General features: G+C 72.0%; 22 protein-coding genes. 7 read left to right on the plus strand and 15 right to left on the minus strand.

Annotated features, from left to right (window positions below):
• From ACTIFU_RS03400 to ACTIFU_RS03415, 4 genes are all read left to right on the plus strand, one after another.
• A partial coding sequence (locus ACTIFU_RS03400) for an HD domain-containing protein (RefSeq protein ID WP_439576883.1) occupies nucleotides 1-514 on the plus strand: 514 nt, incomplete at its 5' end.
• A gap of 118 nt (nucleotides 515-632) precedes the next feature.
• Nucleotides 633-1,649, plus strand: a complete 1,017-nt coding sequence (locus ACTIFU_RS03405; protein WP_439576884.1) for a putative 2-aminoethylphosphonate ABC transporter substrate-binding protein — start codon at nucleotides 633-635, stop codon at nucleotides 1,647-1,649.
• Between the two features lie 7 nt (nucleotides 1,650-1,656).
• Entirely contained in the window at nucleotides 1,657-2,778 is a 1,122-nt protein-coding gene (locus tag ACTIFU_RS03410) for a putative 2-aminoethylphosphonate ABC transporter ATP-binding protein (RefSeq protein WP_439576885.1), read from the plus strand.
• The gene (locus ACTIFU_RS03415; RefSeq protein WP_439576886.1) at nucleotides 2,778-4,469 is read left to right on the plus strand and encodes a putative 2-aminoethylphosphonate ABC transporter permease subunit; all 1,692 of its coding nucleotides are present in this window, start codon (nucleotides 2,778-2,780) and stop codon (nucleotides 4,467-4,469) included. Before ACTIFU_RS03410 ends, ACTIFU_RS03415 begins: the two co-directional genes overlap by 1 nt.
• A gap of 1 nt (nucleotide 4,470) precedes the next feature.
• Here the strand turns inward: ACTIFU_RS03415 and ACTIFU_RS03420 are convergent, their stop codons facing one another.
• The gene (locus tag ACTIFU_RS03420; protein ID WP_439576887.1) at nucleotides 4,471-5,190 is read right to left on the minus strand and encodes an aspartate/glutamate racemase family protein; all 720 of its coding nucleotides are present in this window, start codon (nucleotides 5,188-5,190) and stop codon (nucleotides 4,471-4,473) included.
• A 63-nt stretch (nucleotides 5,191-5,253) separates the two neighbouring features.
• Between ACTIFU_RS03420 and ACTIFU_RS03425 the strand changes: the two genes are divergently transcribed.
• A complete protein-coding gene (locus ACTIFU_RS03425; RefSeq protein ID WP_439576930.1) occupies nucleotides 5,254-6,660 on the plus strand; it encodes an FAD-binding oxidoreductase in 1,407 nt (468 codons plus the stop codon).
• On the opposite strand, the gene ACTIFU_RS03430 is transcribed toward ACTIFU_RS03425, so the two are convergent.
• The 10 genes from ACTIFU_RS03430 to hutH all read right to left on the minus strand — a co-directional run bounded on the left by ACTIFU_RS03430 (nucleotide 6,661) and on the right by hutH (nucleotide 18,443).
• The gene (locus ACTIFU_RS03430; protein ID WP_439576888.1) at nucleotides 6,661-7,524 is read right to left on the minus strand and encodes a hypothetical protein; all 864 of its coding nucleotides are present in this window, start codon (nucleotides 7,522-7,524) and stop codon (nucleotides 6,661-6,663) included.
• Nucleotides 7,521-8,489 (minus strand): MlaD family protein, encoded by a 969-nt coding sequence (locus ACTIFU_RS03435; RefSeq protein WP_439576889.1) that lies wholly within the window; start codon nucleotides 8,487-8,489, stop codon nucleotides 7,521-7,523. The genes ACTIFU_RS03430 and ACTIFU_RS03435 overlap by 4 nt, the downstream gene beginning before the upstream one ends.
• On the minus strand, nucleotides 8,486-9,187 hold the full coding sequence (locus ACTIFU_RS03440; RefSeq protein ID WP_439576890.1) for a hypothetical protein: 702 nt from the start codon (nucleotides 9,185-9,187) through the stop codon (nucleotides 8,486-8,488). Before ACTIFU_RS03440 ends, ACTIFU_RS03435 begins: the two co-directional genes overlap by 4 nt.
• 5 nt (nucleotides 9,188-9,192) lie before the next feature.
• A complete protein-coding gene (locus ACTIFU_RS03445; RefSeq protein ID WP_439576891.1) occupies nucleotides 9,193-10,017 on the minus strand; it encodes an ABC transporter permease in 825 nt (274 codons plus the stop codon).
• Nucleotides 10,014-12,410 (minus strand): adenylate/guanylate cyclase domain-containing protein, encoded by a 2,397-nt coding sequence (locus ACTIFU_RS03450; protein ID WP_439576892.1) that lies wholly within the window; start codon nucleotides 12,408-12,410, stop codon nucleotides 10,014-10,016. Before ACTIFU_RS03450 ends, ACTIFU_RS03445 begins: the two co-directional genes overlap by 4 nt.
• Nucleotides 12,411-12,459: 49 nt before the next feature.
• Nucleotides 12,460-14,031, minus strand: a complete 1,572-nt coding sequence (locus ACTIFU_RS03455) for a TRAP transporter large permease (RefSeq protein ID WP_439576893.1) — start codon at nucleotides 14,029-14,031, stop codon at nucleotides 12,460-12,462.
• A 2-nt stretch (nucleotides 14,032-14,033) separates the two neighbouring features.
• Nucleotides 14,034-14,582, minus strand: a complete 549-nt coding sequence (locus ACTIFU_RS03460) for a TRAP transporter small permease subunit (protein WP_439576894.1) — start codon at nucleotides 14,580-14,582, stop codon at nucleotides 14,034-14,036.
• Nucleotides 14,573-15,655, minus strand: a complete 1,083-nt coding sequence (locus tag ACTIFU_RS03465; protein WP_439576895.1) for a TRAP transporter substrate-binding protein — start codon at nucleotides 15,653-15,655, stop codon at nucleotides 14,573-14,575. Before ACTIFU_RS03465 ends, ACTIFU_RS03460 begins: the two co-directional genes overlap by 10 nt.
• Nucleotides 15,656-15,708: 53 nt before the next feature.
• The gene (locus ACTIFU_RS03470) at nucleotides 15,709-16,791 is read right to left on the minus strand and encodes a TRAP transporter substrate-binding protein (protein WP_439576896.1); all 1,083 of its coding nucleotides are present in this window, start codon (nucleotides 16,789-16,791) and stop codon (nucleotides 15,709-15,711) included.
• Nucleotides 16,792-16,892: 101 nt separating this feature from the next.
• Nucleotides 16,893-18,443 (minus strand): histidine ammonia-lyase, encoded by a 1,551-nt coding sequence (hutH, locus tag ACTIFU_RS03475; protein ID WP_439576897.1) that lies wholly within the window; start codon nucleotides 18,441-18,443, stop codon nucleotides 16,893-16,895.
• A 180-nt stretch (nucleotides 18,444-18,623) separates the two neighbouring features.
• On the opposite strand from hutH, the gene ACTIFU_RS03480 reads away from it, so the two are divergent.
• Nucleotides 18,624-19,205: a hypothetical protein gene (locus tag ACTIFU_RS03480; protein ID WP_439576898.1), complete on the plus strand. Its 582-nt coding sequence runs from the start codon at nucleotides 18,624-18,626 to the stop codon at nucleotides 19,203-19,205.
• 4 nt (nucleotides 19,206-19,209) lie between these two features.
• On the opposite strand, the gene hutU is transcribed toward ACTIFU_RS03480, so the two are convergent.
• Nucleotides 19,210-20,880 carry a urocanate hydratase gene (hutU, locus tag ACTIFU_RS03485; RefSeq protein WP_439576899.1) on the minus strand — a complete coding sequence of 557 codons (1,671 nt, stop codon included), beginning with the start codon at nucleotides 20,878-20,880 and terminating at the stop codon, nucleotides 19,210-19,212.
• 479 nt (nucleotides 20,881-21,359) lie between these two features.
• Here hutU and ACTIFU_RS03490 point away from each other — a divergent pair, with 479 nt between their 5' ends.
• Complete coding sequence (locus ACTIFU_RS03490; protein WP_439576900.1) at nucleotides 21,360-23,090, plus strand: acetylpolyamine amidohydrolase; 1,731 nt, start codon at nucleotides 21,360-21,362, stop codon at nucleotides 23,088-23,090.
• A 402-nt stretch (nucleotides 23,091-23,492) separates the two neighbouring features.
• Here ACTIFU_RS03490 and ACTIFU_RS03495 read toward each other — a convergent pair whose 3' ends face one another.
• Genes ACTIFU_RS03495 through ACTIFU_RS03505 form a run of 3 tightly spaced genes read right to left on the minus strand, consistent with a single transcriptional unit; the run spans nucleotide 23,493 to nucleotide 25,881 of the window.
• Nucleotides 23,493-24,254 (minus strand): lysophospholipid acyltransferase family protein, encoded by a 762-nt coding sequence (locus ACTIFU_RS03495; protein WP_439576901.1) that lies wholly within the window; start codon nucleotides 24,252-24,254, stop codon nucleotides 23,493-23,495.
• Entirely contained in the window at nucleotides 24,254-25,237 is a 984-nt protein-coding gene (locus ACTIFU_RS03500; protein WP_439576902.1) for a phosphatidate cytidylyltransferase, read from the minus strand. Before ACTIFU_RS03500 ends, ACTIFU_RS03495 begins: the two co-directional genes overlap by 1 nt.
• Nucleotides 25,234-25,881 carry a CDP-alcohol phosphatidyltransferase family protein gene (locus ACTIFU_RS03505; protein WP_439576903.1) on the minus strand — a complete coding sequence of 216 codons (648 nt, stop codon included), beginning with the start codon at nucleotides 25,879-25,881 and terminating at the stop codon, nucleotides 25,234-25,236. Before ACTIFU_RS03505 ends, ACTIFU_RS03500 begins: the two co-directional genes overlap by 4 nt.
• Nucleotides 25,882-25,931 lie beyond the last annotated feature (50 nt).

Here is a 25,931-nt window from a genome sequence, read left to right on the forward strand (position 1 = left end):
CGGCGCGCCCGGCGCGGCGCATTACGGCGAGGGCGTCAGCCAGCGCGCGCACGCGCTCCAGTCGGCGTGGCTTGCCGAGCAGGCGGGCGCGCCGGCCGTGCTGATCGCCGCCGCGCTGATGCACGATATCGGCCATCTTCTGCACGGCCTGCCGGAGGACATTGCCGCGCACGGGATCGACGGCCGTCATGAGGAGATTGGCGCGGCTTGGGCTGCGCGGCATTTCCTTCCCGTCGCGGCGGCGCCGGTGCACCTGCACGTCGCAGCGAAGCGCTACCTGGTCGCGACCGAGCCCGACTACGCCGCGACCCTGTCGCCCGCCTCTGCGCGGAGTCTCGGCCTGCAGGGCGGACCCATGAGCACGGAGGAGTGCCGGGCCTTCCGAGCCCTGCCCGGCGCGGCGGATGCCGTGGCGCTGCGCCGCTGGGACGACGCAGCCAAGGTGGTGGGGCTCGCCACCCCGCCGCTCTCGCGCTGGCGGCCGCATCTGCTTGCGGCACTGCGCGTCGCGTGAACGTCATCGAACAGCAACACAGCCGTCACGAGCCTGTCGCGGACTCCATGGGATGGTCCAGCTCCGGTGGGGCGGGGGCCTCGCCGCATCGGCAACGATCAACCCTGGGGACCGCCACATGCGCCGACTGTTGCTCGCCGCCGCTTGCACGCTCGCCTTCGCCACCTCCGCCGAGGCACAGCGCACGCGGCTCACGGTCTACACGGCCTTCGAGAACGACCAGCTGCCGGTGTTCAAGCAGGCGGCCGAACGCTCCGTGCCGGGCATCGAGGTGGTGTGGGTGCGCGACAGCACCGGCATTGTCACCACGCGACTGCTTGCCGAGAAGGAGAACCCGCGCGCTGACGTGATCTGGGGGCTTTCTGCGTTCAGCCTGATCCGGCTCGAGGCGGAAAACATGCTCGAGCCCTACACGCCGAGAGAGGCCGAGGCACTGCGCCCGCAGTTCCGCAGCGACAGGAGCCCAATGAGCTGGGTCGGGCTCGATGCCTTCGTCGCCGCGGTCTGCTTCAACACCGTGGTCGCGCAGCAGCGCACTCTGCCGAAACCCGCTTCGTGGAACGACCTGCTGAACCCCGCCTATCGCGGTCTGATCGCGATGCCGAACCCGGCCTCCTCCGGCACTGGCCTGCTGACGGTCGCCGGCTGGCTGGGCACCAAGGGCGAGGCGCCAGCCTGGGACTTCATGACGCGGCTGCACGACAACATCGCCGTCTACACGCATTCCGGTAGTGCACCGTGCAACAACGCCGCGCGCGGGGAGTACGCGATCGGAATCACCTTCGACATGCGCGCGGTTGCGCTGAAGAACCAGGGCGCGCCGATCGACATCATTGTGCCGTCCGACGGCGTGGGATTCGACCTGGAGGCGGCTGCGATCCATCGCGGCACGCGCAATCTGGACGCGGCGAAGCTGCTGATGGATTTCGCGGTGTCGAAGCAGGCGATGGAGCTCTATGGCCGCTACTACGCGCTGCTCGGCCGCACCGATGTACAGCCGACGGTGCAGAACTATCCGCCGGAGTTCGCCCAGCGCCTCGCGGATGTGGACTTCGCCACCGTCGCGGCCAACCGCGACCGCATCCTCGCCGAGTGGGGACGGCGCTTCGACGGCAAGTCCGCGCCGCGCAACTGATCCTGGCGTGGACACGCCGGTCGCGCCGCGCATGATGGACCTGGTCGCCGGGACCGTCCCGGCGATCGAGCCCTCCTTGACCGTCGAGCGCGTCACCAAGCGGTTCGGGTCCTTCGTCGCGCTCGACGATGTTTCACTGACGGTCGGCCGCGGCGAGTTCGTCTGCTTCCTCGGCCCCTCGGGCTGCGGCAAGACGACGCTGCTCCGCGCCATCGCCGGGCTCGACCCGCAGGACGAGGGGCGGATCGTGCAGGCCGGCCGTGACATCTCCGCGCTGCCGCCCTCGGCGCGCGACTTCGGCATCGTGTTCCAGTCCTACGCACTGTTCCCGAACATGACGGTGAGCGCGAATATCGGCTACGGCCTCGTCTCGCTCGGCCGGCGGCGCGAGCAGATCGAGGCGCGCGTGCGCGAGCTCCTGTCGCTGGTGGGACTTGCCGACCAGGCGTGGAAGTACCCCTCGCAGCTCTCGGGCGGGCAGCAGCAGCGGGTGGCACTTGCCCGTGCGATCGCGATGGACCCCGGCCTCCTGCTGCTCGACGAGCCGCTCTCGGCGCTCGACGCGCTGGTGCGCGCGCATCTGCGCGAGGAGATCAAGGCGCTGCAGCGCCGCCTCGGCATCACCACCATCATGGTCACGCACGACCAGGAGGAGGCACTGTCGATCGCCGACCGCGTGGTGGTGATGAATCGCGGCCGGATCGAGCAGGTCGGCGCGCCGGATACCGTGTATCGGCATCCTGACACGCTGTTCGTCGCGGGCTTCGTCGGCCGCATGAACGCCCTGCCGGGCGTGGTGGTCGAGGGCGGCGCGGTCGCAGTGGGCAGCGTCCGCTTCGCCGCGCACGCTGCGGCCAGGCTTGCTCCGGGGTCGCCCGTGCAGCTCTGCCTTCGGCCGGAGGACGTGCTGCCGGAGGATGCGCGGCATGCCGGCACGCGGCTCGCCGCGACGGTGCGCGGCATCGAGTACCTCGGCTCGATCGCGCGCGCGGCACTCGACGCCCAGGGCGTGCAGCTCACCGCGGAGGTGCAGGACACGGCGCTGCGCCGATTGCAGCTCCGCCCTGGCGCTCGGATCGAGGTGGTGGTTCCGCCGGACCGGATCCTGCTGTTCCCGCGCGATCCGTGATGGCGGTCGCCGCCGCCCTGCCGGTCCGCCGCGCCTGGTCGGGCGATGACCGGCTGCTCGCCGCGATCGTCCTGCTCGCCTGCCTGTTCCTCGCGGTCGCGCTGGTGCTGCCGCTCGGCACACTGTTCCTGAAGAGCATCGAGGATCAGCGGGGCCGGTTCGTCGGCCTTGCCAACTATCTGCGCTATGTCGAGACGCCCGCACTCGCGGGCAGCCTCTGGAACAGCCTCTGGACGGCCGGGCTGATCACGCTGCTCGTCGTGCCGGCCGCGTTCGTGTTCGCCTATGCGCTGACGCGCAGCGCGATGCCGGGCAAGGGCGTGTTCCGTGCGATCGCGCTGATCCCGATCCTCGCCCCCAGCCTGCTGCCCGCGCTTGCGCTCATCTACCTGTTCGGCAACCAGGGCTTCCTGCGGCATTGGCTGTTCGGCGGCACGATCTACGGGCCGCTCGGCATCATCATCGCGCAGGTGTTCTACACCTTCCCCCACGCGCTGCTGATCCTCGTGACCGCGCTCTCCGGTACCGATGCGCGGCTCTACGAGGCGGCCGAGGCGCTGCGCGCCTCGCGCATCCGGGTGATGCGCACCGTGACCCTGCCGACCGCGCGCTACGGCATGGTCTCGGCCGCCTTCGTGGTGTTCACGCTTGTCATCACCGATTTCGGCATCCCCAAGGTGATCGGCGGGTCATTCAGCGTGCTCGCGATCGAGGTCTACAAGCAGGTCATCGGGCAGCAGAACTTCCAGATGGGCGCGGTGGTCGGCGTGGTGCTGATGATCCCGGCGATCCTCGCCTTCGGTGCCGACCAGTGGGCGCAGCGCCGCCAGGTGGCGGTGGTGGGCGCGCGCGCCGTGCCCTACATCCCGAAGCAGCGGCCGCGGCGGGACTGGCCGCTGTTCGCGTTCTGCGTGCTGGTCTCGGCGCTGCTGCTGACCATCGTCGGCATCGCCGCCTGGGGTAGCCTGATCACGTTCTGGCCCTGGAACCTGTCACTGACGCTGGCCAACTACGCGTTCGGCAACTTCATCAGCGCCGGCTGGGGCAGCTGGATCAACAGCGTGCAGCTCGCGTTCTGGACCGCCTTGATCGGCGCGCCACTGGTGTTCGTGTTCGCCTATGCGATGGACCGCGCCAAGGTGCTCGGGAAGGTGCGCGACATCGTCCGCTTCCTCGCCATCATTCCGCTCGCTGTGCCGGGTCTCGTGCTCGGCATCGCCTACATCTTCTTCTTCAACGCGCCGGCCAATCCGCTCGGCTTCCTCTACGGCACGCTCGGCATCCTGGTGCTGAACTCGCTGGTGCACTTCTACACCGTCGGCCACCTCGCCAGCATGACGCAGCTGAAGAGCCTCGATCCCGAGTTCGAGTCCGTCTCGGCGAGCCTCAAGGTGCCGATCTGGCGTACCTTCGCGGTGGTGACCGTGCCGATGTCGCTGCCGGTGATCCTCGACGTCGTGATCTATCTGTTCGTCAACGCGATGACCACGGTCTCGGCCGTGGTATTCCTGTATGCGCCTGACACCATGACCGCTTCGGTCGCGGTCGTGCAGATGGACGAGGCTGGATTCGCCAGCGCGGCGGCGGCGATGGCGACCGTCATCCTGCTCACCTCCGCTGCGGTGAAGGGGCTGCATGTGCTGGTGGACGCGGTGCTGACGCGCCGCACCCAGGCATGGAAGCGCCGCTGAGCTACGCGAACAGCGCGGCGAGCCCAGGATCGAGGCCAGCCGGCTCGCGGGGCGGACGCCGCGGCACGGTCGGCGCCAGTCGCACCAGCGCCTCGGCCAGCGCCACCGCGGCGGTGACGCCGTCGATCAGCGGCACCGCCACGCGCGGCCCGAGGGTGCGCGCGAGCCCCGCGAGCGGACCGCCGGCGACGATCACCACGTCGGCGCCGTCCAGCCGCGCCGCCTCGTCGACCAGCTCCAGCACCATCGCCGCGCGGTCCTCGGCCACCGTGCCCGGGTCGCCCGAGAACGCCGACCCCGAGCGGAACCCCGCACAGCGGCCGGCAAGGCCGTGCCGCGCGAGACAGTCCTCGTACATGGGCTGCAGCGCGCGGGTGAAGCTCACCACGCCGAAGCGGCGGCCGAGCATCGCCGCCGCGTGGAATGCCGCCTCGCTGATGCCGAGTACCGGCACCCCCGCGCGCTCCTTCGCCGCCTCGAGCCCCGGGTCGCCGAAGCAGGCGATGATCGCGGCGTCGTAAGTCCCCCGCGCCGCACCCAGCGCGGCGAGCGTGGCCGTGCCCGCCACCTGCGCGTCCGAGGCGGTGACGATCAGCTTCAGGCCGAATGGCGCGGTCACCGCCGTCACCGCGGTGCCCGGGGCGGCCGCATGCCGCGCCTCGGCGGCGATCCGCCCGGTCACGGAGTCGGTGGTGTTGCTGTTGACGACGAGCAGGCGCATGGCGCGTCTCCAGTGGCTCGGCCCACGATGGCGCAGGATCGGCGCCGCGCCTATGGTGCCGCGATGGTCGCTCCCGCCTCCGTCCAGTCCCTTGATCCGCGCCGCCGCGACCCCGTGATCGCGGCGTTGCGCGACCGCTTCGGCACGCGCGTCTCCACCGCCGCCGCTGTGTGCGAGCAGCACGGGCGCGACGAGTCCTGGCACGCGCCGGCTCCGCCCGACGCGGTGGTGTTCGCCGAGACGGTGGCAGAGGTGCGGGAGATCGTGCGGCTCTGCGCCGACCATCGCGTCCCGGTCATTCCGTTCGGCACCGGCACGAGCCTCGAAGGCCACGTCGCCGCGCTGCGCGGCGGGGTATCGCTCGATCTCTCGCGGATGAATCGGGTGCTGCGCGTCAGCCCCGAGGATCTCGACTGCACCGTCGAGCCCGGCGTGACGCGCAAGCAGCTCAACGTGCATCTACGCGACACCGGCCTGTTCTTCCCGATCGATCCCGGTGCGGATGCCTCGATCGGTGGGATGACGGCGACGCGCGCCTCCGGCACCAACGCGGTGCGCTACGGCACGATGCGCGAGGCCGTGCTCGGGCTTTCGGTCGTGCTCGCCGACGGGCGGCTGATCCGCACCGGCGGGCGGGCGCGCAAATCCGCCGCCGGCTACGACCTCACGCGCCTGTTCGTCGGCAGCGAGGGCACGCTCGGCGTGATCGTCGGGATCACGCTGCGGCTGTTCGGGGTGCCCGAGCGCATCGCCGCCGCAGTCTGCTCGTTCCCCGAGATGGCGGCGGCCGTCGGCACGGTGATCGAGACGATGCAGATGCAGGTGCCGCTCGCGCGCATCGAGCTGCTCGACGAGGTGCAGATGGCGGCCTGCAACCGCTACTCGAAGCTCGCCTACCCGGAGGCGCCGACGCTGTTCCTGGAGTTCCACGGCACCGAGGCGGGGGTCGCCGAGCAGATCGAGACCGTGCAGGCGACCGCGTCGCATCACGGCGGCTCGGCCTTCGCCTTCGCCCATGAGGCCGAGGCGCGCAACCGGCTCTGGCAGGCGCGGCACGAGGCCTATTACGCCGCACTTGCGCTGCGCCCGGGCTCGAAGGGCTGGCCCACCGATGTCTGCGTGCCGATCTCGCGGCTCGCCGACTGCATCCTCGAGACGAAGCGCGATCTCGCCGAGAACACACTGCTCGCGCCGCTGGTCGGGCATGTCGGCGACGGCAATTTCCACCTCGTCTTCGTACTCGATCCGGACGATCCGGACGAGTTTGCGCGCGCCTCCGCGGCCAATGAGCGGCTGGTGCTGCGCGCGCTGGCGATGGACGGCACCTGCACCGGCGAGCACGGCGTAGGTTACGGCAAGATGCCGTTCCTGGCGGCCGAGCACGGCGAGGCGCTCTCGGTGATGCGCGCGGTGAAGCAGGCACTCGATCCGCTCGGCATCATGAACCCCGGCAAGATCGTCGCCATGTGATCAGCGCACGGCGAGGCGCCGCTGCTCGGCCTCGGCGGCGGCCAGCACGTCCGCGCTGCCGGCCGCGCGCGCGAGCCCCCCCGCCTGGGCGACCCACTGCCCGGCCGCGCGCGCATCGCCGTGGGCCCCAGCGGTGCCGCCCGCGCGGAGCGCGAGATCAGCCGCCTCCGCTGCGCGTCCCTCGCGGGCCGCGGCCTCGCCCGCGAGCGCGAGCGCGCGTGCCATGCCAGGGTAGTCGCGCGCCTCCTGGCGCAGCGCCGCGGCGCGGAGCAGGGCGGCGCGCGCGGACCCCGCATCGCCGGCCAGCAGTGCCGTACGGCCATCGAGCTCGACGCTGTCGGCCAGCAGGTCGGGAACGTCGGTGGGCGGCAGGGACGCGCGCGCCGTCGCAAGCGCCTGAGCATCGCGCGCATCGGCCGCGATCAGGCCCTCGATGAAGCGCGCGCGCGCGCCTGCCTCGCCCTCCGTGATCGCGGCCGTGAGCGCACGCGCACCCGCCACATCGCCGAGCCGCCAGCGCGCCGCCGCCTCGGCGAGCGGCAGCTCCGCCGGCATCGTGCCGCCGCGCCGGTTCACCTCGGCGCGCGCGCCGGCGGCGATGTCGCGCGCGGCCTCCGCCTCGCCGAGCCGAAGCTCGACGGCCGCGAGCGAGGCGGCGATGTCGGCGATCGCGGCGAGGTCGTCGCGGGCATAGGCGCGCGCGAGCGCGTCACGGAACAGCGCGGCGGCCTGGGCCGGGCGATCCTGCTGCCAGGCCAGCATGGCGACCCGGGTCTGGCGCGCGAGCGTCGGGTCGGGCGGTTCGGGCGGCGCGGGGCCGCCGCACGCGGCAAGCGTGACGAGACGCGGAACGATCCGTCTCACGGACGGACCTCGCGGGCCGGCACGCGCGGCAGTTCCTCCGGCGCGCGCCCGCCGCCGATCAGCGGGTGCGTGCGCAGCGCGACCAGCAGCCGGTCGAGCTCGGCGGTCGCCTGCTGCACCTGGGTCAGCAGCCCGGGCAGGGTGGCGCCCGCCGCGGCGGCGTCGCGCGCGAGCCGCGGCGCCTCGGGGCTCGCGCGCGCGAGATCGCGCGTGGCGGTCTCGACATTCGCGAGCGCGCGCTCGGCGGTCTCGAGCAGCCGCGGCAGCCCCTCGGTGGCGAGACCGGCCGAGCGGACCGCTCCGCGCACATCCGCGACCACCAGAGTGGTCTCGGCGAGCGTGCGGTCGAGCTGCGCGGCCGCCGTCTCGAGCTCGCGCACCAGCGTGTCGTCGGTCAGCAGCCGACCGACCGAGCCCTGGCCGCGCGCGAGCGTCTCGGTGATCTCCGCCGCCGCCCGCGTGATCCGGCCGACATCCTCGAACACCGGCACGAGCCGGTTGCGCAGGTCGTCGATCAGCTCGCCGAGACTTTCCGTCGGCGCCTGCTCGCGGGTCACCTCAAGCACCGCGAAGTCCCAGTCGAGCGGCTCGCCGATGCCGCGGCTGATCTCGAGGAACGCCGCGCCGGCGACGCCGAACTGGCGGCGGATGAACACGCGGCTGTCGCGGCGGACGAACACGTCCATGCCCTGGTCGAGCCGCACATCGGCATAGAGCTGCTGGCGTGGGTCGATCACGATGCGGCGCACCTGGCCCGCGCGCGTGCCCAGCACCTCGACCGATGCGCCCGCCGACAGCCCCGCCGTGCCCTCCGGCGGCAGGATCACGCGCAGCGTCAGCGCGGGGCGGAGCAGCGGGCCCAGCACCCCCGCCTGGAGCACCGCCGCGATCAACACCGCCAGCGCCGCGAGCACCAGCCCGCCCACCGCCTCGTTGACATGCGGGATGCGCGCGGGCGCTCTCATGCGGCACGCGCGGTGAGCGGCACGAACTGGTTGCCGATCAGCCGCCAGCGCTGGGTCGCGGGCAGCGTGCGGTCAGCCACGGCCTCGATGTCGTGCGTGAGCCAGAGCACCGCGCCGCCGTTGTCGCGGACAGCGCGGATCTCGCCGAGCAGCCCCGGCAGGATCGCGGTGCCGCCCATGCCGGTCGGGTTCTCCAGCACCACCAGCCGCGGCATGCCAAGGAAGGCGCGCACCAGCCCCGCGCGCACGAGATCGCGCGGCGCGAGCGTCTCGGGGAAGCCTGCCGGAAGCCCCGGCAGGCCGAACCGGTGCGCGAGCCGCGCGGCCTGGCCCAGCAGGGTCTGGCGCGGCAGGCGCGTGTGGTAGAGCGGGGACAGCAGCACGTTGTCCGCCACCGTGAGCCAGGTCAGCCACGGATCGGCACCGAACAGCCGGCCGACCCGGCCGCGCAGCGCATCAACCTTCTCCGCCGGCTCCTCGCGCCAGTCCCGGCCGAGAAACGCGATCCGCCCGCCGCGCGGCTCGATCAGGCCGCAGATGGCATCGGCGAAGGCGGCGACGCGCCGCGGCCCGGCGAGATCGAGCAGTACCAGCTCGTCCGGCAGCACGGTCAGCGTGAGCGGCGCCGTCACGCCGCCGGCCGGCTCGATCGGCAGGCGGGCCTCGGCGAGGGTGAGGACCGGGGCGGCTTCGGCCATGGGCCCTACAGCACGACCGAAACGAGTCCCGAGACGACGAAGGTGCCGAGGATGGCAGCGGCGAAGCCGCGCGGGATCAGCCGCGTCGGCGTCGCGGCGAGCCAGGGCGCACCCAGCGCCGCGGCGCAGCAGATCGCCGCCACCACGCCGCCGATCAGGAGGCCCTTCAGTGGCAGCAGCGCGAAGTCGCTCGGCCCCATCGCGCGCAGCACGTCGTCGAGGAAGCCGAGCAGCCCGACCCCGCGCGACCCGGTCGCGAAGCTGACCATCCAGCCGCTCACCAGGGCGCCGGCCACGAACAGGATGGTCAGCGACAGCCCGGCCAGCGCGAAGGCGAGCACGCGCGGCACGACCAGGAGCAGGAACGGATCGATCCCAGACGATTGCAGCACGTGGTAGCGCGCGCTGCCGCGCACGGTGCCGAGCTCGACCAGGGTGAGCGTGCCCGCCCGGCCGGCGAGCATCAGCCCGACCACGACGGGCGCGACCTCGCGCACCAGCACCCCGGTCAGCACCGTGCCGACGAGCTGCTCCTGGCCGGCCGCGCCGAGCCAGTAGAGCGCCTGGAACACCATCGCGATCCCCACCAGCACGGCCGCGCCCAAGGTGCTCGGAACCGCACGGGTGCCCGCGATCCGCATCATGCGGACGAATTCCTGCCGCACCGGACGGCGCCAGGTGGTGGGCGCAAAGGCGGCGCGGCCGACGGCGAAGCTCAGCGCCGCGACCACACACGGCCAGCGCAGCGTCCCGATCACGGCATCGCCGAGCCCGGCGAGCAGGCCACGGACGGGCCCGCGGGTGGGCCGCCCCACCGCTGCCTCTGTCATGCGCGTGCCGTCAGCAGAAAGGTAGCCAGTTCGCCGCCGCCATCCAGCCAGAACCGGCCGCGCGGCTGCATCAGGAATCCCTCGCCGAGTAGCGCGCGCGTCGTCTCGGTGATCTGGATGGTTGCCTCCGGTCCGGACTCCGCCATCGCGGCCGCGGTCCGCACCGCCTCGCCCCAGATGTTGTACGTGCGCGTATCCTCGCCGACCACGCTGCCGATCACCGCGCCGGTATCGATGCCGATCCGGAAGCTGAGGCGTTGCTCGGCCGAATGGAATAGCGCTGCGATCTGCTGCTGCAGATCGAGCGCCGCAGACGCCACCGCCGCGGCGCGCTCGGCTCCTGCGGTGACGAATCCGTCGGCGACGACGACGGACTCGCCGAGGATCCGGACATAGTCGATGCCGTGCGCCGAAGCGATCTCCTGGAGGACCCGGATCGCGTGGTCCGCGAGCGGAGAGCCGTCCTCGTCCGGAGCGCGTTCCGCCAGGGCAAGCGGGTCGGTGAAGCGCAGCACCAGTACGGTGATGCCGCGGAAGATCTCGGCAGCGAAGCCGCGCTCGCCGATGCCGCGCGCGGTCAGCCGCTGCATGAACATGCGGTCGCGGTCCGCGCCGAGGAATCCGTCCCCTGGCATACGCCGCTGCGGCGCGGCCGGCGCGGCCGCCCCACCGGCCGCCGCCAGCCGCACTGGCTCCTCGGCAGGCCGGGTCCGCGCCACCTGGCCCGCGAAGCGGAGCGCGAGCATCGCTGCGGCCGCGCGCGCGAAGGCGACCGCCCCCTCGGCCTCGGTGGCGCGATCCTCGATCCAGAGCAACCCGACCGTCTCCTCGCCGCGCCGGATCGGCACCGAAAGGAGCGCGCGGGTGCCGACGGCGGTGAAGTAGCCGCGATGGAGGGCGGCCAGGCGGGACTCCTGCGCCGTGTCGGCGACGTCGAGCGGACCCGCGAGCAGCGCCGCGACGGCCTCGGGCATCTCCTCGCGCGGGAGGTGCGTGCCGGCGGCGTGCAACGCCGCCTCGGTATCGACGGCGTCGACGCAGCGCAGCGACCGGCTGGCGGCGCCGAGGCGCCAGAGGCTCGCCCGCCGGGCGCCCAGCGTCCGCGCGACAATCTCCAGCACTTGGCGTGGACCGCCCTCGGCCGCCGGATCGAATGGCGCCGACACGGTCGAGAGCGCGGCGAAGGCATCCGACTGCGCCGCCATCGCCCGGCCGCGCTCGCGCAGCCGCTGCGCGGTGCGGTCGGCGCGCAGCCCCTGGCGCACCAGCAGCCACGCGAGCAGCAGCGCGAGCAGCGCGATCACCGCCGCGGCGGCGAGCGCGATCCGCGTGTTGCGGCTCACGAAACCGACATAGCTGTCCTCCGGCACCACGATCAGCACGGACCAGTCGCGCCCGGTCACGCCGGGCAGGGGGGCGGCGATCGTCAGGTGGGCTGCGCCGTCCACCTCGATCCGGCGGCGCCCGGGCCCCTCGATGCGGAACGCGTCGAAGGCCCGTGTCAGCACGGGATCGCCGAGCTCGTCGACCCGGACCGGCAGCAGCGTGTCGTCGGCCTGCCGCACCGCGCGTTCGAGCTCGGGGTAGGCGACCAGGCGCCCGGCGCCGTCGATGATCATGGCGCGGCCACCTTCACCGATATCAAGCTGTGCCAGCAAAGCGCTCAGCGTGTCGAGGCGCACATCGACCCCGAACACGCCCCGCACCGTGCCGCGGCGGTCCCGGAACGCGAGCGAGACCGTCAGGCCCGGCACGCGATCCGAGAAAAACACGTAGATGTCGGTCCAGTAGAGCCCGTCCGCCTCGAGCGCTCCCTGGAACCATGGGCGCGCGCGGGGATCGAAGCCGTCCGCCGGGTCCAGGGTGCTGCGCAGCACGCTGCCGTCCGGCCCGCGCATGGTGTTGATCACGCTCCGCTCCGGCCGTGTCATGATCACCCTGGAATCGATCCCGCCCTCGGCGTTGCGGCGCAGCATGATGAAATCGCCGCGCATGCTGCCGACATAGACGCTCGCGATCTGCGGCACGCTGTTCAGCAGGGCGGCGCCGATCGGCTCGGCCAGCATCACGTCCTCGCGGAACACGCCGCTTTTCTGGGTCTCCTGGAGCAGCATGGCGACGCGACCGGCGGGGCCAAGCCAGCCGCGCGCCTCGGTCGCGATGCGCTGTTCCAGCGCGACCAGCAGGCCGTCGGCCAGCCTGAGCGCGTCGTTGCGGCTGATCACGTGGACCACCGTGATCGCGCCGAGGGTCGCGCCGATCAGCAGCGCCGCCGCCAGGAACGGCACAATCACCCGCCAGAAGCGTCGCCGCGCCTCGATCCAGGCCTCGCGCTGATCAAGGGTGAGATCGATCACCTCGGAGGCGTCGGTCTCGCGTCTCGTCCCGTCCATCGTGGCGAGGCTAGACGCGCGAGGCGAAACGCGGCAAGCGCTGCGTCGTTCACCGTCCGAAGAGCACGCGCGGCAGCCAGGTGGCGAGCGGGGGATAGAATGCGGTGATGGCGAGCCCGAGGAGCTGGAGCCCCACGAACGGCGCCACACCGCGGTAGATGTGCACGGTGCGCACCTCGCGCGGGGCGACACCGCGCAGGTAGAACAGCGCGAAGCCGAAGGGCGGGGTCAGGAACGAGGTCTGCAGGTTCACCGCGATCAGCACGCCAAACCAGACCGGATCGACGTCCATCTGCAGGACGATCGGCCCGACGATCGGGATGACGATGATCGCGATCTCGACGAAGTCGAGGAAGAAGCCGAGCGTGAAGATCACCGCCATCACGGCAGCGAGCGCGCCGGCCGTGCCGCCAGGCAGGCCGGAAAGCGCGGCATGCACCATGTCGTCGCCGCCCAGGCCCCGGAATACCAGCGCGAACAGCGTCGCGCCGATCAGCATCGCGAAGATCATCGCCGTGATGGTCATGGTCGAGCGCGCCACCCCGGCGAGCACGCCGGACCGGAGCGTGAGCCAGAGCGCGTGCGCGAGCGCGACCGCGAGCCCCGCGGTGCAGAGCGCGGCGCCGCCGATCGCCACGCGCTCGGCGAGCGTGGCGGCGGCACGGCCGAGCCGGAGGTCGAACAGCGAGGCGAGGGTGACGAGACCGACCACCGAGGCGAAGGCGAGGATCGAGGGCCACCAGGCGGGCGAGAGCCGGCGCGCGGCGAGCAGGGTCGCGCCGGCGGCACCCACCGAGGCCGCCTCGGTCGGCGTGGCGATGCCGCCGAGGATCGAGCCGAGCACCGAGACGATCAGCACGATCGGCGGGATCAGCGCACCGAGGATCTCGCCGCGTGTCACTGTGCCGCGCGCATCGGGGGGCAGTGCAGGCGCGACCTCGGGGCGCAGCCAGGCGAGGGCGAGCTGATAGAGGACGTAAAGCGAGACCAGCATCAGCCCCGGCAGCAGGGAGCCGGCGAAGAGCTGGCCGACGCTCACCGTCATGATCGAGAACTTCCCCTGGGCGAGTTGCGCCTGCTGATAGGCGGCCGAGATGATCTCGCCGAGGATCACCATCACGGTCGAGGGCGGGATGATCTGGCCGAGCGTGCCGGCCGCGCAGATCGTGCCGCAGGCGAAGCCTGGATCGTATCGGTTGCGCAGCATCGCCGGCAGCGCCATCAGGCCCATGGTCACCACCGTCGCGCCGACGATGCCGGTGGAGGCGGCGAGCAGCGCACCGACCACCGAGACGCTGACCGCAAGCCCACCGCGCACCGCCCCGAACAGCCGCCCCATGGTCTCGAGCAGGTCCTCGGCGATCTTCGAGCGCTCGAGCATGATGCCCATGAAGACGAAGAGCGGGATCGCGACCAGCACCTCCGACGTCATCGTGCCGAAGATGCGCGGCGGCAGCGCGCCGAGCAGCGCGGGCGAAAAGACACCGAAGGCCCAGCCGAGCGCGCCGTAGAGCAGCGCCGTGCCGGTGAGGATGAACACCACCGGGAAGCCGGTGAGGATCGCCGCGCAGAGCGTGGCGAACATCAGGATGTCGAGAACGCCGCCGAGCGGGCTGCCCATGCTCAGGCCGCGTCCGCGACGCGTGCGCCCTCGCGGTGATCAGGGCGGCGGCCAACGATCGTCAGCAGGCAGCGGCAGAGATGCGCGACCGCCGCGATCAGCAGCAACACCGCCATGGCCGGGATCAGCGACTTCAGCAGGAACTGGAACGGCAGACCGCCATAGGCGATCGCGCCCTCGCGGATGCGCCAGGATGCGGCGACGAAGGGCCAGCAGGTCCAGAGCACGAGGAGCCCGAACGGCATCACGGCGACGATGACGCCGATCAGGTCGATCCAGGCGCGTCGCCGCGGCGTCATGTCGGCGTAGAGAATGTCCACGCGCACATGGCCCTCGTGCAGCATGGTGAAGGCGATCCCCAGCATGAACAGGGTCGCGTGGGCGTAGATCACGCTCTCCTGGAGCTGGATGAAGCTGGTCGAGAAGCCGTAGCGCAGGAGCACCACGGCGAGCTGCGCCAGCACGAGCAGCACGGCAAGCCACATCACCACGCGTCCGACCGTGTCGGTGACACGGTCGAGCGCGCGGGCGAGTGCGGCGACTACGCCCACGGCAACAGGGCGCGGCCGGCGTTGGTCGGGGTATAGGCGAGGCCGGCGAACGCGACCGCGCGGTTGCGGTACTCGATGTAGGACTCGATGATTGCGCGGTTCAGGGGGTCCTGGTCCTCGCGGAGCTCGCGCATCACCGCCCAGGCCGCCTCGGCCATCGCCTTGACGATCGGCTCCGGCACCGCACGGACCTGCACGCCCTGGCGCTCCACCATCTCCCGCAGTGCCAGCGGGTTGCGGTGGTCCCATTCGGCGATCGCCTCCTCGTTCATGCTCTCGCAGGCGAAGCGGACGGCGAGCTTGAGATCATCCGGCAGCGCATCGAAGCGCGGCTTGTGGATCACCGTCTCCAGGCTGGCGGACGGCTCCTGGCCGCAGGGCTGGTAGTAGAACCGCGCCACCTGGCCGAAGCCGAGCGGCCCGTCCGACCAGGGGCCGGCGAACTCGGCGGCGTCGATCGTGCCGGCCTGGAGCGCCTGGAACACCTCGCCCACCGGCATCTGCTGCACCGCCGCGCCGAGCCGCTGATAGACCGCGCCGATCAGCCCGCCGGCGCGGAAGCGCAGGCCCCGGAAGTCGTCCGCGCTGGCGAGCTCGCGGCGGAAGAAGCCGGTCCATTGCGGACCCGAATTGCCGCAGATGAAGGGCTTCATGTTGAACCGCGCATAGAGCTCGTCGTAGCGCTCCTGCGCGCCCGCGTAGCGCAGCCACGCGATCAGCTCGTTGTTGGTGAGCCCGAACGGGAAGCTGCCGATGATCGCGGCGGCGCGCGAGCGGCTGAACCAGAAATGCGGCGTGGCGTGGTAGAGATCGACGGTGCCCTGGCTCACCGCGTCGAACACGCCGAAGGGCGGCACGATCTCGCCGGCGGCGAACAGGCGCACGGTGATGCGCCCTCCCGTGAGCTGGGTGATGCGGTCGGCCACGCGCTGAGCCTGGGTCCCCGGCCCGGGCAGGTTGCGCGGCCAGGCGGTGACCATGCGCCACTCGATGCGCGCTTGCGCGATCGCAGGCGCGGCGAGCGCGGTGGCCGCAGCCGCGGCGCCCGCGCGAAAAGCAGTGCGTCGGTTCATGGCGTTCCCCGTGTCCGGCGGACGGGCCGGGCAACGCCCCGGCCCGGCGCGCGTCAGCTCCAGCGGATCGGCAGCGCGCGGCTGTTGAACTGTCCCGCGTAGCTGTAGACCATGTATTCGGCCGAGAGGTTGCGGAAGGCGATGTAGGCCTCGGCGATCTTCTTGGTCAGCGCGTCCTGGTCGTCGCGCAGCTCCTTCACCACCTCGCCCGCGGCGTGGCCGAGCGCGATCAGCAGGTCGCGCGGCGCCTCGCGCACCTGCACGCCGTGCTGGGCAACGAGCTGGCGCAGGGTCACCGCGTGGCGATGGTCGTACTCGGTGACCACCTCGTCATGCAGGCTCTGGCAGGCGACCTTGATCGCGAGCTTGAGGTCGTCAGACAGCCGGTCATAGGCCGCCTTGTTCACCCCGCACTCCTCGGCCGAGGACGGCTCCTGCACGCCGGGCCAGTAGTAGTTCTTCGCCACCTGGTGGAAGCCGAGCGGCGAATCCGACCAGGGGCCGATGAACTCGGCGGCGTCGATCGTGCCGGACTGGAGGGCCTGGAAGATCTCGCCGCCGGGCAGTGTCACCACGGTCGCGCCGGCGCGGCGGTACATCTCGCCGCCCAGCCCCGCCGTGCGGAAGCGCAGGCCCCGGAAGTCGTCGACGCTGCGGATCTCGCGCCGGAACCAGCCCATCCATTGCGGGCCGGAGTTGCCGCACAGGAACGGCTTGAGCCCGAACCGCGCATAGGCCTCGTCGTAGAGCGCCTGGCCGCCGCCGTGGTTGATCCAGGCGGACTGCTCCTGCGCGGTCAGCCCGAACGGGAAACTGCCGAAGAAGCCGATGCCGCGCAGCTTGGAGAGCCAGTAGGCCGGCACCGAGTGATAGAGCTCGGCGGTGCCCTGACTCACAGCGTCGAACACGCCGAGCGCCGGCACGATCTGGCCGGCCGCGAACAGCCGGATGGTCAGCCGTCCGCTCGAGAGCGCGCTGATCCGCTCGGCGAGCTTGGTCGCCGCCGTGCCCGGTCCCGGCAGGTTCATCGGCCAGGAGGTGACCATCCGCCACTCCATCCGACCCTGCGCCAGGGCAGGCGTGGCGAGCGCGGCTGCGCCGAGCGCGGCCCCCGTCATCACGTTGCGTCGCTTCATTCTCGTCCCCCGTGTCATGCCGCCGTCCCGGCGCCTCCGCCCGATCGGCGGCGGATGATAGACCGGCCCGGGCCGCGGGCCAGCCCCTTTCGCCGCCGCCGTCAGCCGGGCCTGGAGGGAAGCGCGAGCGGACAGAGGGAGGCGAGCGTGCCGTCCTCGACCAGCGCGCGCGCGGCAGCGATGTCGGGCGCCATCGCGCGGTCCTCGGTCCAGCGCGGCACCCGCGCGCGCAAAAGCGCGATCGCGTGCTCGAGCGTGTCGGAGGAGCGCAGCGGGCGGTGGAACTCGACCGCCTGGGCGGCGAGCAGCGCCTCGATGCCGACGATCGCGGCGAGGTTGCCAGCCATCTCGCCGAGCCGCCGAGCTGCCCCCGTGGCCATGCTGACATGATCCTCCTGGTTCGCGCTGGTCGGGATCGTGTCGGTGCTGCGCGGCGCGGCGAGCGCCTTGTTCTCGGCGGCCAGCGCGGCGGCCGTCACCTGCGCCAGCATGAAGCCGGAGTGCAGCCCGGGCTCGGGGGCGAGGAAGGCGGGCAGGCCGGTCATCATCGGGTCGGTGAGCAGCGCGACGCGGCGCTCGGCCAGGGCGCCGGTCTCGGCGACCGCGAGGGCGAGCATGTCGGCGGCGAAGGCCACCGGCTCGGCGTGGAAATTGCCGCCCGAGAGGATCTCGCCCGTCTCGGCGAACACGAGCGGATTGTCGGAGACCGCGTTCGCCTCCGTCGCCAGCGTCGTAGCGGCGCTGCGGATCAGGTCGAGGACCGCGCCCATCACCTGCGGCTGGCAGCGCAGCGAATAGGGGTCCTGCACGCGCGGATCGCCCACGCGGTGGCTCTCGCGGATCGCGCTGCCGGCGAGCAGCGCGCGCAGCGCCGCCGCGACGTCCGCCTGGCCGGCATGGCCGCGCACCGCCTGGATGCGCGGATCGAACGGCGTGTCGGAACCGCGCGCGCCGTCCACGCTCAAGGCACCGGTGACGAGGGCGGCGGCGAAGGCGTCCTCGATCGCGAACAGTGCGTCGAGCGCGAGCGCGGTTGAGACCTGCGTGCCGTTGAGCAGCGCCAGCCCCTCCTTCGGGCCGAGCACCAGCGGGCCGAGGCCGGCGGCGCGCAGCGCCTGCGCGCCCGGAACGATCCGCTCGTCGGGCAGCCGGGCCTCGCCCTCGCCGATCAGCACGAGCGCGAGATGGGCGAGCGGGGCGAGATCGCCCGAGGCGCCGACCGAGCCCTGCGCCGGGATCACCGGCAGCACATCGGCGGCGAGCAGAGCAAGCAGCGCCTCGATGACCTCCGGCCGCACGCCGGAATGCCCGCGCGCGAGGCTTGCGGCCTTGAGTGCGAGGGTTACCCGCACGACGCGGTCGGCGAGCGCCGGGCCCGTCCCTGCAGCGTGGCTGCGCACGATGTTGCGCTGGAGCTGGGTGAGTGCGTCGGGCACGATGCGGGTGGAGGCGAGCTTGCCGAAGCCGGTGTTGACGCCGTAGACGGGTTCGCCGCGAGCGACCGCTGCCGCGACCGCCTCGGCCGCCGCCTGCACCGGCGTATGCCAGCCCTCCGCGAGCGCGATCGCGGCGCCGTCGCGTACGGCGCGCCAGCAGGCCAGCTCTGTCCGGCCGGGCCGGATCGGACGGGCGATGTGCGCTGCCTCACGCATGGCGCTGCCTCGTCATGCTAGTCTGGTCCCATGAAGGATGGACCCGAGCCCCTGCGGCAACAGGTGCGCGCCCTGGTCCGGCAGATGGGGCTGGACCGGCAGTGCCCGCGCACGCCGGGTGAGGCTTGGATCGGCGTCACGAGCATCGATCCGTTCCGACGAACGAGGACGCATCCGGCCATGCCGCGCAGCAACGGCCGGCTTGAGACTCTCGGCTCCGAGCCGGTCGCACGGGCCTTCGTCTGGGTCGACGGCAGCGAGCCCGAGCTCTGGGTCGACCCGCAGGCGTCCGGCTACCGCGACCTGTTCGACGTCTTCGCGCGCACGCGGCTTGGGCTGGCCGGGCGCCCGGCCAGCGGCTTCAACATCGATCATGTGTTCCCGAAGACGGCGGGAGCGCTCGACGGGCTGACGCATGTGCGTCTGATGGCGATCGGTGCGGTATCCAACCAATCGGCCGGCCGAACCCTGGAACGCGCGATGGCCGGCCGGGCCCGCGCCGCGCAGGAGCGGCGCGAGGCGATCCGCCAGCAGGGCGACACGCCGCGCGAGCCGAAGCCGATCCGTCACGCCACCTTCATGACGCTCGGCAAGGCCACCGGCTTCGCCGCCTGGGAGCACCTGCCCGACAGCAGCGACCCGAAGGCGAACAGGGCGCTGGTACAGGCGTTGTTCGCGCATCTCGCGGCCTGCGGCATCCACGCCGACTTCCCCGCGATCGAGCAGGACCTGACCGCGCATACGCTGACGCGGATCCACTAGCACCTCAGCGATCGAGCATCGGCAGGTCGAGCCCGAACTCGCGCGCGCAGGCAATGGCGATGTCGTAGCCGGCATCGGCATGGCGCATCACGCCGGTCGCCGGATCGTTCCAGAGAACGCGCTGAAGCCGTTTCGCCGCCGCCGCGGTGCCGTCGGCGACGATCACCATGCCGGCGTGCTGCGAGTACCCCATGCCGACGCCGCCGCCATGATGCAGCGAGACCCAGGTCGCGCCGGAGGCGCAGTTCAGCAGTGCGTTGAGCAGCGGCCAGTCCGAGACCGCGTCCGACCCGTCCAGCATCGCCTCGGTCTCGCGGTTGGGGCTGGCGACCGAGCCGCTGTCGAGATGATCGCGCCCGATCACGATCGGCGCCGAGAGTTCGCCGGTTGCCACCATCTCGTTGAAGGCGAGGCCCAGGCGGTGGCGCTGGCCGAGCCCGACCCAGCAGATCCGCGCCGGCAGGCCCTGGAACTGGATGCGCGCCTCGGCCATCTCCAGCCAGCGATGCAGGTGCGGATCGTCGGGGATGAGCTCGCGCACCTTGGCGTCGGTGCGGCGGATGTCCTCCGGATCGCCCGAGAGCGCGGCCCAGCGGAACGGACCGATGCCGCGGCAGAACAGCGGGCGGATATAGGCCGGCACGAAGCCGGGGAAGGCGAAAGCGTCGGCCAGCCCCTCGTCCTTTGCCATCTGGCGGATGTTGTTGCCGTAGTCGAGCACGGGCACGCCCATGCGGTGCCAGTCCAACATCGCCTGGACATGCGCGACCATCGAGCGTTTCGCCGCCGCCGCGGTGCCGGCCGGGTCCGAGACGCGGCGCTCCTCCCATTCGGCGAGCGTCCAGCCCGCGGGGAGGTAGCCGTTCACCGGATCATGCGCGGAGGTCTGGTCGGTGACTGCGTCGGGCCTCACGCCGCGGCGCACGAGCTCCGGGAACAACTCGGCCGCGTTGCCCAGAACCGCGACGCTGATCGCCGCGCGCTGCGCGGAGGCCTCGCGCACCATCGCCAGCCCCTCGTCGAGATCCCTGGCCCAGCGGTCGACATAGCCGGTGGCGAGGCGCTTCTCGATCCGGCTCGGCTGGCACTCGATCGCGAGCATCGAGGCGCCGGCGAACACCGCAGCGAGCGGCTGCGCGCCGCCCATGCCGCCGAGCCCGGCGGTGAGGATCCAACGCCTGCCAAGATCGCCTCCGTAGTGGCGTCGCCCGACCTCGGCGAAGGTCTCGTAGGTGCCCTGCACGATCCCCTGGCTGCCGATGTAGATCCACGACCCTGCGGTCATCTGGCCGTACATCATCAGCCCGACGCGATCGAGCGCGCTGAAATGCTCCCAGCTCGCCCAGGCCGGCACGAGGTTGCTGTTGGCGATCAGCACGCGCGGCGCGTCGGGGTGGGTGGGGAACACGCCGACCGGCTTGCCCGATTGCACCAGCAGCGTGTGCTCCTCGTCGAGCCGCTTCAGCACCGAGACGATCGTGTCGAAGCTCTGCCAGTCGCGCGCCGCGCGGCCGATGCCGCCGTAGACGACCAGCTCGTCCGGCCGTTCCGCGACCTCGGGGTCGAGGTTGTTCATCAGCATCCGGAGCGGCGCCTCGGTGCTCCAGGATCGGGCGTTGAGGGCGGGGCCGCGCGGTGCGCGGATCGCGGGAGCGTTCCTGCGGAGGGTCGTCATGGCTGGGGGATGGCGCAAGTGGTGGGTCGGCGCAAGCGGCGTGTGACGGGATGGGACGTGTGGGGGAAGGGACGCGTTCTCTCGTGGCTTTGCTGGCCCGAGGGCCAGCGACGCGCGGCCCCTTCGCCTACGGGGCCGTCTTGCGTCCGCGCAGCGCGGAATCGGATCGGTGGGGACCCCCGCGATCCGTTTCCACGTGACGGCCGGGTGAGCTGCGGTCACGATACTTCATGCATTCCGGAGGGGCGACATGGATCAGGCGGTCATGTGCGTCTATGGCGACGTGGTGCTTGGCCCGGCGTCCGTCTGCGCCGCGCTCGGCGCCTTCACCGTCTGGCTGTCAGGCACGCCACCCGTGGGGCTGGCCCCCCGCCTCGCCGCCACGCGATCCGGCCTCAGCACGACATCGTGGATGATGCGGAGCAGCAGGCGCCCGCCTGCGCAGCGGAATGGCTGCGGCGCGTGCTAACACAGCGTGCATGATCCGCATCCGCCGAGTCGCCGACGACGCCGCCCGCGCGGACCGCGACGCGGTCGAGGCTTCGGTGCGGCTGCTGCGTTCCGCCTTCCCGGCCGCACGCCCGGGCGAGTTCGAGACGCTGCGCGCCCTGCTGCGCCAGGGCGGCCCGAACCAGGTGCGCCCCTTTCTGTTGGTCGCCGAGGACGGGATCGGTCGCGTGCGCGGCGCGGCGATCCTCTGGCACATGCCGGATGTCGGCGCGCTCTGGCTCGACTACATCGCCGGCGGCGAGGGTTCACGCGGAGCCGGGGTCGGCGGGGCGCTCTACCAGCGGGCGCGCGAGCTGGCTGCCGGGCTGAATGCCGCGGTCCTGCTGTGCGAGTGCCTGCCCGACGATCCGAACGTGGTCGCCGATCCGGCTCTGCGCGCGGCAAACGCCCGCCGGCTGCGCTTCTACGCACGCTTCGGTGCCCGCCCGCTCGCCGGCACCGACTACGAGCTGCCGATCCCGGGTGAGACCGGGCCGATGCCGCCATTGCTGGTGGTCGATCTGCTCGACCGGCGCGATGCGTGGCCGTGCGAGGAGGCGCGCGCGGTGATCCGCGCCGTGCTGACGCGGAAATACGGCGCCGTCTGCTCGCCCGCCTACATCGCGCGCGTGATCGACAGCGTGCGCGACGATCCCGTGCAACTGCGCGCCATGCCGCGCCCGCCGCGCGCCCTGCCCACCCCGCGGCTCGCGCCCGGCCCGGCGATGACGCTGGTGGTGAACGACCGCCACGACATCCACCATGTACGCGAGCGCGGCTATGTCGAGGCGCCGGTGCGCGTGCGCGAGATCCTCGAGCACCTGCCGCGCGCGGTGCCGATCCGAAACCTGTCGGCGCGCATGTTCCCGGACGGCGCGATCACCGCCGTGCACGACCGCGGCCTCGTCGCCTATCTGCGCGCCGCCTGCGCCGAGGTGGGGGAGGGCCGGGCCGTCTATCCCTACGTGTTCCCGATCCGCAACGCCACGCGACCGCCCAAGGATCTCGCGCTGCGTGCCGGGTATTTCTGCATCGACACCTTCACGCCGATCACCGGCAATGCCTGGAAGGCCGCGCGGCAGGCGGTCGATTGCGCGCTGACCGCCGCCGAGGCCGTGCTCGGCGGCGACCGGCTCGCCTACGCGCTGGTGCGCCCGCCCGGACACCACGCCGAGCGGCGCGCCTTCGGCGGCTTCTGCTACTTCAACAACGCCGCGATCGCGGCGGAACTGCTGAGCCGGTTCGGGCGTAGCGTGGTGCTGGACATCGACTACCACCACGGCAATGGCACGCAGGACATCTTCTATGCACGGTCGGACGTGCTGACGATCTCGATCCATGGCGACCCCGCGATCGCCTATCCCTACTTCTCGGGCTTCCGCGACGAACGTGGCGAGGGTGCTGGTGCCGGTTACAACCTGAATCTGCCCTTGCCTGAGGCCGCTAGCCCCGCGCAGTTCACCGAGGCGCTGGAGATCGCCTGCCGGCGGATCGCACGCCATGCGCCGCGCTTCCTGGTGATCGCCGCCGGGTTCGACACCGCCGCTGGTGACCCGACTGGGTCCTGGCGCCACCGGCCTGCCGATTTCCGCCGCATGGGCGCTCGGCTCGCCGCCCTCGCCTTGCCGACGCTGGTGGTGCAAGAGGGTGGCTACCGCACCCGTACGCTTGGCACCAACGCCGCGGCGTTCTTCGCCGGGCTCTGGACCGGCATACCATAACCCTATCGCAACATACTGCGCTGGGACTGCTGCCGCGGTTCGCCGGCGTACGCATCGTCTCCCTCGCCGAGAGTGAGGTCCCGGAGCTCGACGTCGGGCTGAAGAGGACCACGGGCACGCTCTATCTGAAGGACCTCGCCGACAAGACCCACCGCGGCAAGGAGGGGCGCATCCGCCATGGCCACGCTGCCGGCTCTGCTACAGCCACCACGATTCGCGGCACGCCGCGCTTCTGCGGTGGCGTCCTCCGCAACCCGATCTGTCGCGGCCAGTTGGTCTGGAACCGCTCCACCAGCGTGGTGACCCAAAGGTGTTTCTTAAGGTGTGGGGGGGGGGGGGGGGGGGGGCCGCCCCCCCCCCCCCCGCCGCACCCGCCCCACCAGGTGGGTGCCCCAACGGGTTTTATAACGGTGGGGGGGGACGCCGGTCGCCCCCCCACACCCCCCTCCGCAGATCGTCGCCGAGCGCCCGCACCGCCGACTCGCAGGAGGACGCCACGGCAATCCAGCCGGCGCGTTCGTTCACCACGTCTGCGAACCGCAGGGCAGGGCCGATCGCGAGCCGTAATCGCCCGGGACGTGGCCAGCGACGCTGCGGCGGCCAGGCGGCGAAGGCGCCCTCGATGACACACGGCACGATGGGGACCTCCGTGCCCGCGACCAGCGCGCCGATCCCCGGCTGGAACCGCGCCATGGTGCCGTCGCGCGTGCGCGTGCCTTCCGGGAACAGGATGTAGACGAGCGCATCCTCGGTGAGACGCGCGCGCAGCGTGGCGAGATCACCCTGGCGTGTGCGCCCGCGCCAGACCGGGAACGCATTGATCGCGTAGGCCGCGATCATCGCCACACCCGCCGAGCCGAAGAAGGTCTCGCCCGCCGCGAGCGCCCGCGCGTTCCGCGCCGACGGCCCGCGCAGCACCGAGGCGAGTGTCAGCGCGTCGAGATGGCTCGCATGGTTCGCGATCAGCACGAAGGGCGGCGCGGTCGGCAGATGCTCCATGCCGGTGACGCTGAGCCGATGGAACAGCCGGAGGTAGAACCGCACCAGCTGTCGCCAGAGCGCGTTCACCGCGACGCCGATCAGCCCCGGCTCGCGGTTCAGGCTGCGCAGCCGCGCCGCAGCCGGCAGGCCGAGATCACGTGCCGGGCGGAGCTTCCACTCCATCAGAGGCCGGTGATCACGCGGGTCGGCCGATCCAGCCCGAAGCCGACGAAGTAGGTGATGAAGTGGAACACCGCGGGTGCCACCAGAAGCAGCGAGTTGAACCGGTCGAGGATGCCACCATGGCCGGGCAGCACCACGCCCATGTCCTTGATGCCAAGATCGCGCTTGATCGAGGAGAGCGTGAGGTCGCCCGCCTGGCCGCCGAGTGCGACGATCAGCCCGAGCGCGGTCAGCCAGACCGGGTTCGCAATCGCTTTCCCCTGGAAGATGAACCAACCCAGACTCGCGACCAGGGCGGTCGTCACCGTGGCCGCGCCGAGCGCGCCCGAGATGGTCTTGTTCGGGCTGGTCGCGGGCAGCAGCTTCGGTCCGCCGATCAGCTTGCCCAACGTGAACGCCGCGACGTCGTTGAGCCCGACTGCCATCAGCAGCAGCAGCACGATCGGACGGTAGCCGGTGTCGTTCGCCATGTAGCCGAGATGCGCGAGCCCCGCGCCGAACAGCGCATAGCCGAACACCGCGAGGGCGACGCGCTGGATGTAGCCGGACGGCCGGTCGAGCGGGATCGAGGCGACCACCAGCACGCCGATGGTGAGCGGCCAGAGCGCCATGAAGAACCCGTACCAGTGATCGAGTGCAGCGAAGTTCACCGCCAGAATGCCGATCACGACGCAGAACGACAGCAGATGATCGCGGAACAATCCGGTCGCGCGCGCATACTCGCGGTAGCAGGCGAGCGAGAGAGCCGTGACCGCGCCGATCGTCCAGACCCGGCCCGCCAGGACCGGGCCGATCATCAGCGGCAGCAGCACGCACCACGAGCCGAGCCTCAGCCAGAGTTCCCGTCGCAGCGCCGGCGGCGCCCTGCCTGTCACCGACAGCGCCGCGATCACCAGCGCCGCGGCCGCGACCACGCCGGCGGTTGCCGCAACGATCCACACCGTCACCGGATGCGCGAACGCGGTCGTTGCCCAGGCGCTCATCGCGCGAGCGCCCGCGCGATGCCCGCCAGCCGCCGCCCGGCCGTGACGATGGACAGGGCGGTGATCACCACCAGCGCGAGCGCGGGAAGGCTGAGACCGATCCAGCTCACCTGCCACGACGCCGGCGCGAGCCCGCACCAGAGCGCCACCAGCGTCGCGATCGCCATGCGCTGCTGCTTCGCCATCGGTCCGCGGAAGTCGCTCGGGCCGCCGGCGGCCTTGCCGACCGCGCGGACGTAGGCCGTCGCCATCGCGGCAAGCGCGGCGGCGAGCCCGAGCGCCCAGCTCCCGCCAGCGACACCCAGCCCCACCAGCACGGCGGTGTCGGAGACCCGGTCCGGCACCTCGTTCCAGAGCTCGCCGCGGGGCGAGGCGATGTCGCGCCCGACCGCGACCATCCCGTCCAGCAGGTTGGCGAGCAGGCGCAGCTGCACCAGCACGGCACCGGCCACCCAGAGCGCACCCGCGCCGGTCTCGACCCATGCCGTCGCGGCGAAGGCGCACCCCGCGACGATCGCCGCGAGCATGCCCGCCGCGGAGATTGCGTCCGGCGACGTGCTACGGTGGATCAGCCAGCCGGCGACGGCGCCGGTCACGGCAAGGTTGCGTGCGGCGATCGGCCGCCGATGGAGCTCGGGTGTCATCGCTCTCCGTCCTTACGGGAGCGCAAGTTAGGGCGCGAGGACGGGGCGGG

Origin of the sequence: Elioraea sp., from assembly GCF_051860475.1 — a bacterium.
GTDB lineage: Bacteria > Pseudomonadota > Alphaproteobacteria > Acetobacterales > Acetobacteraceae > Elioraea.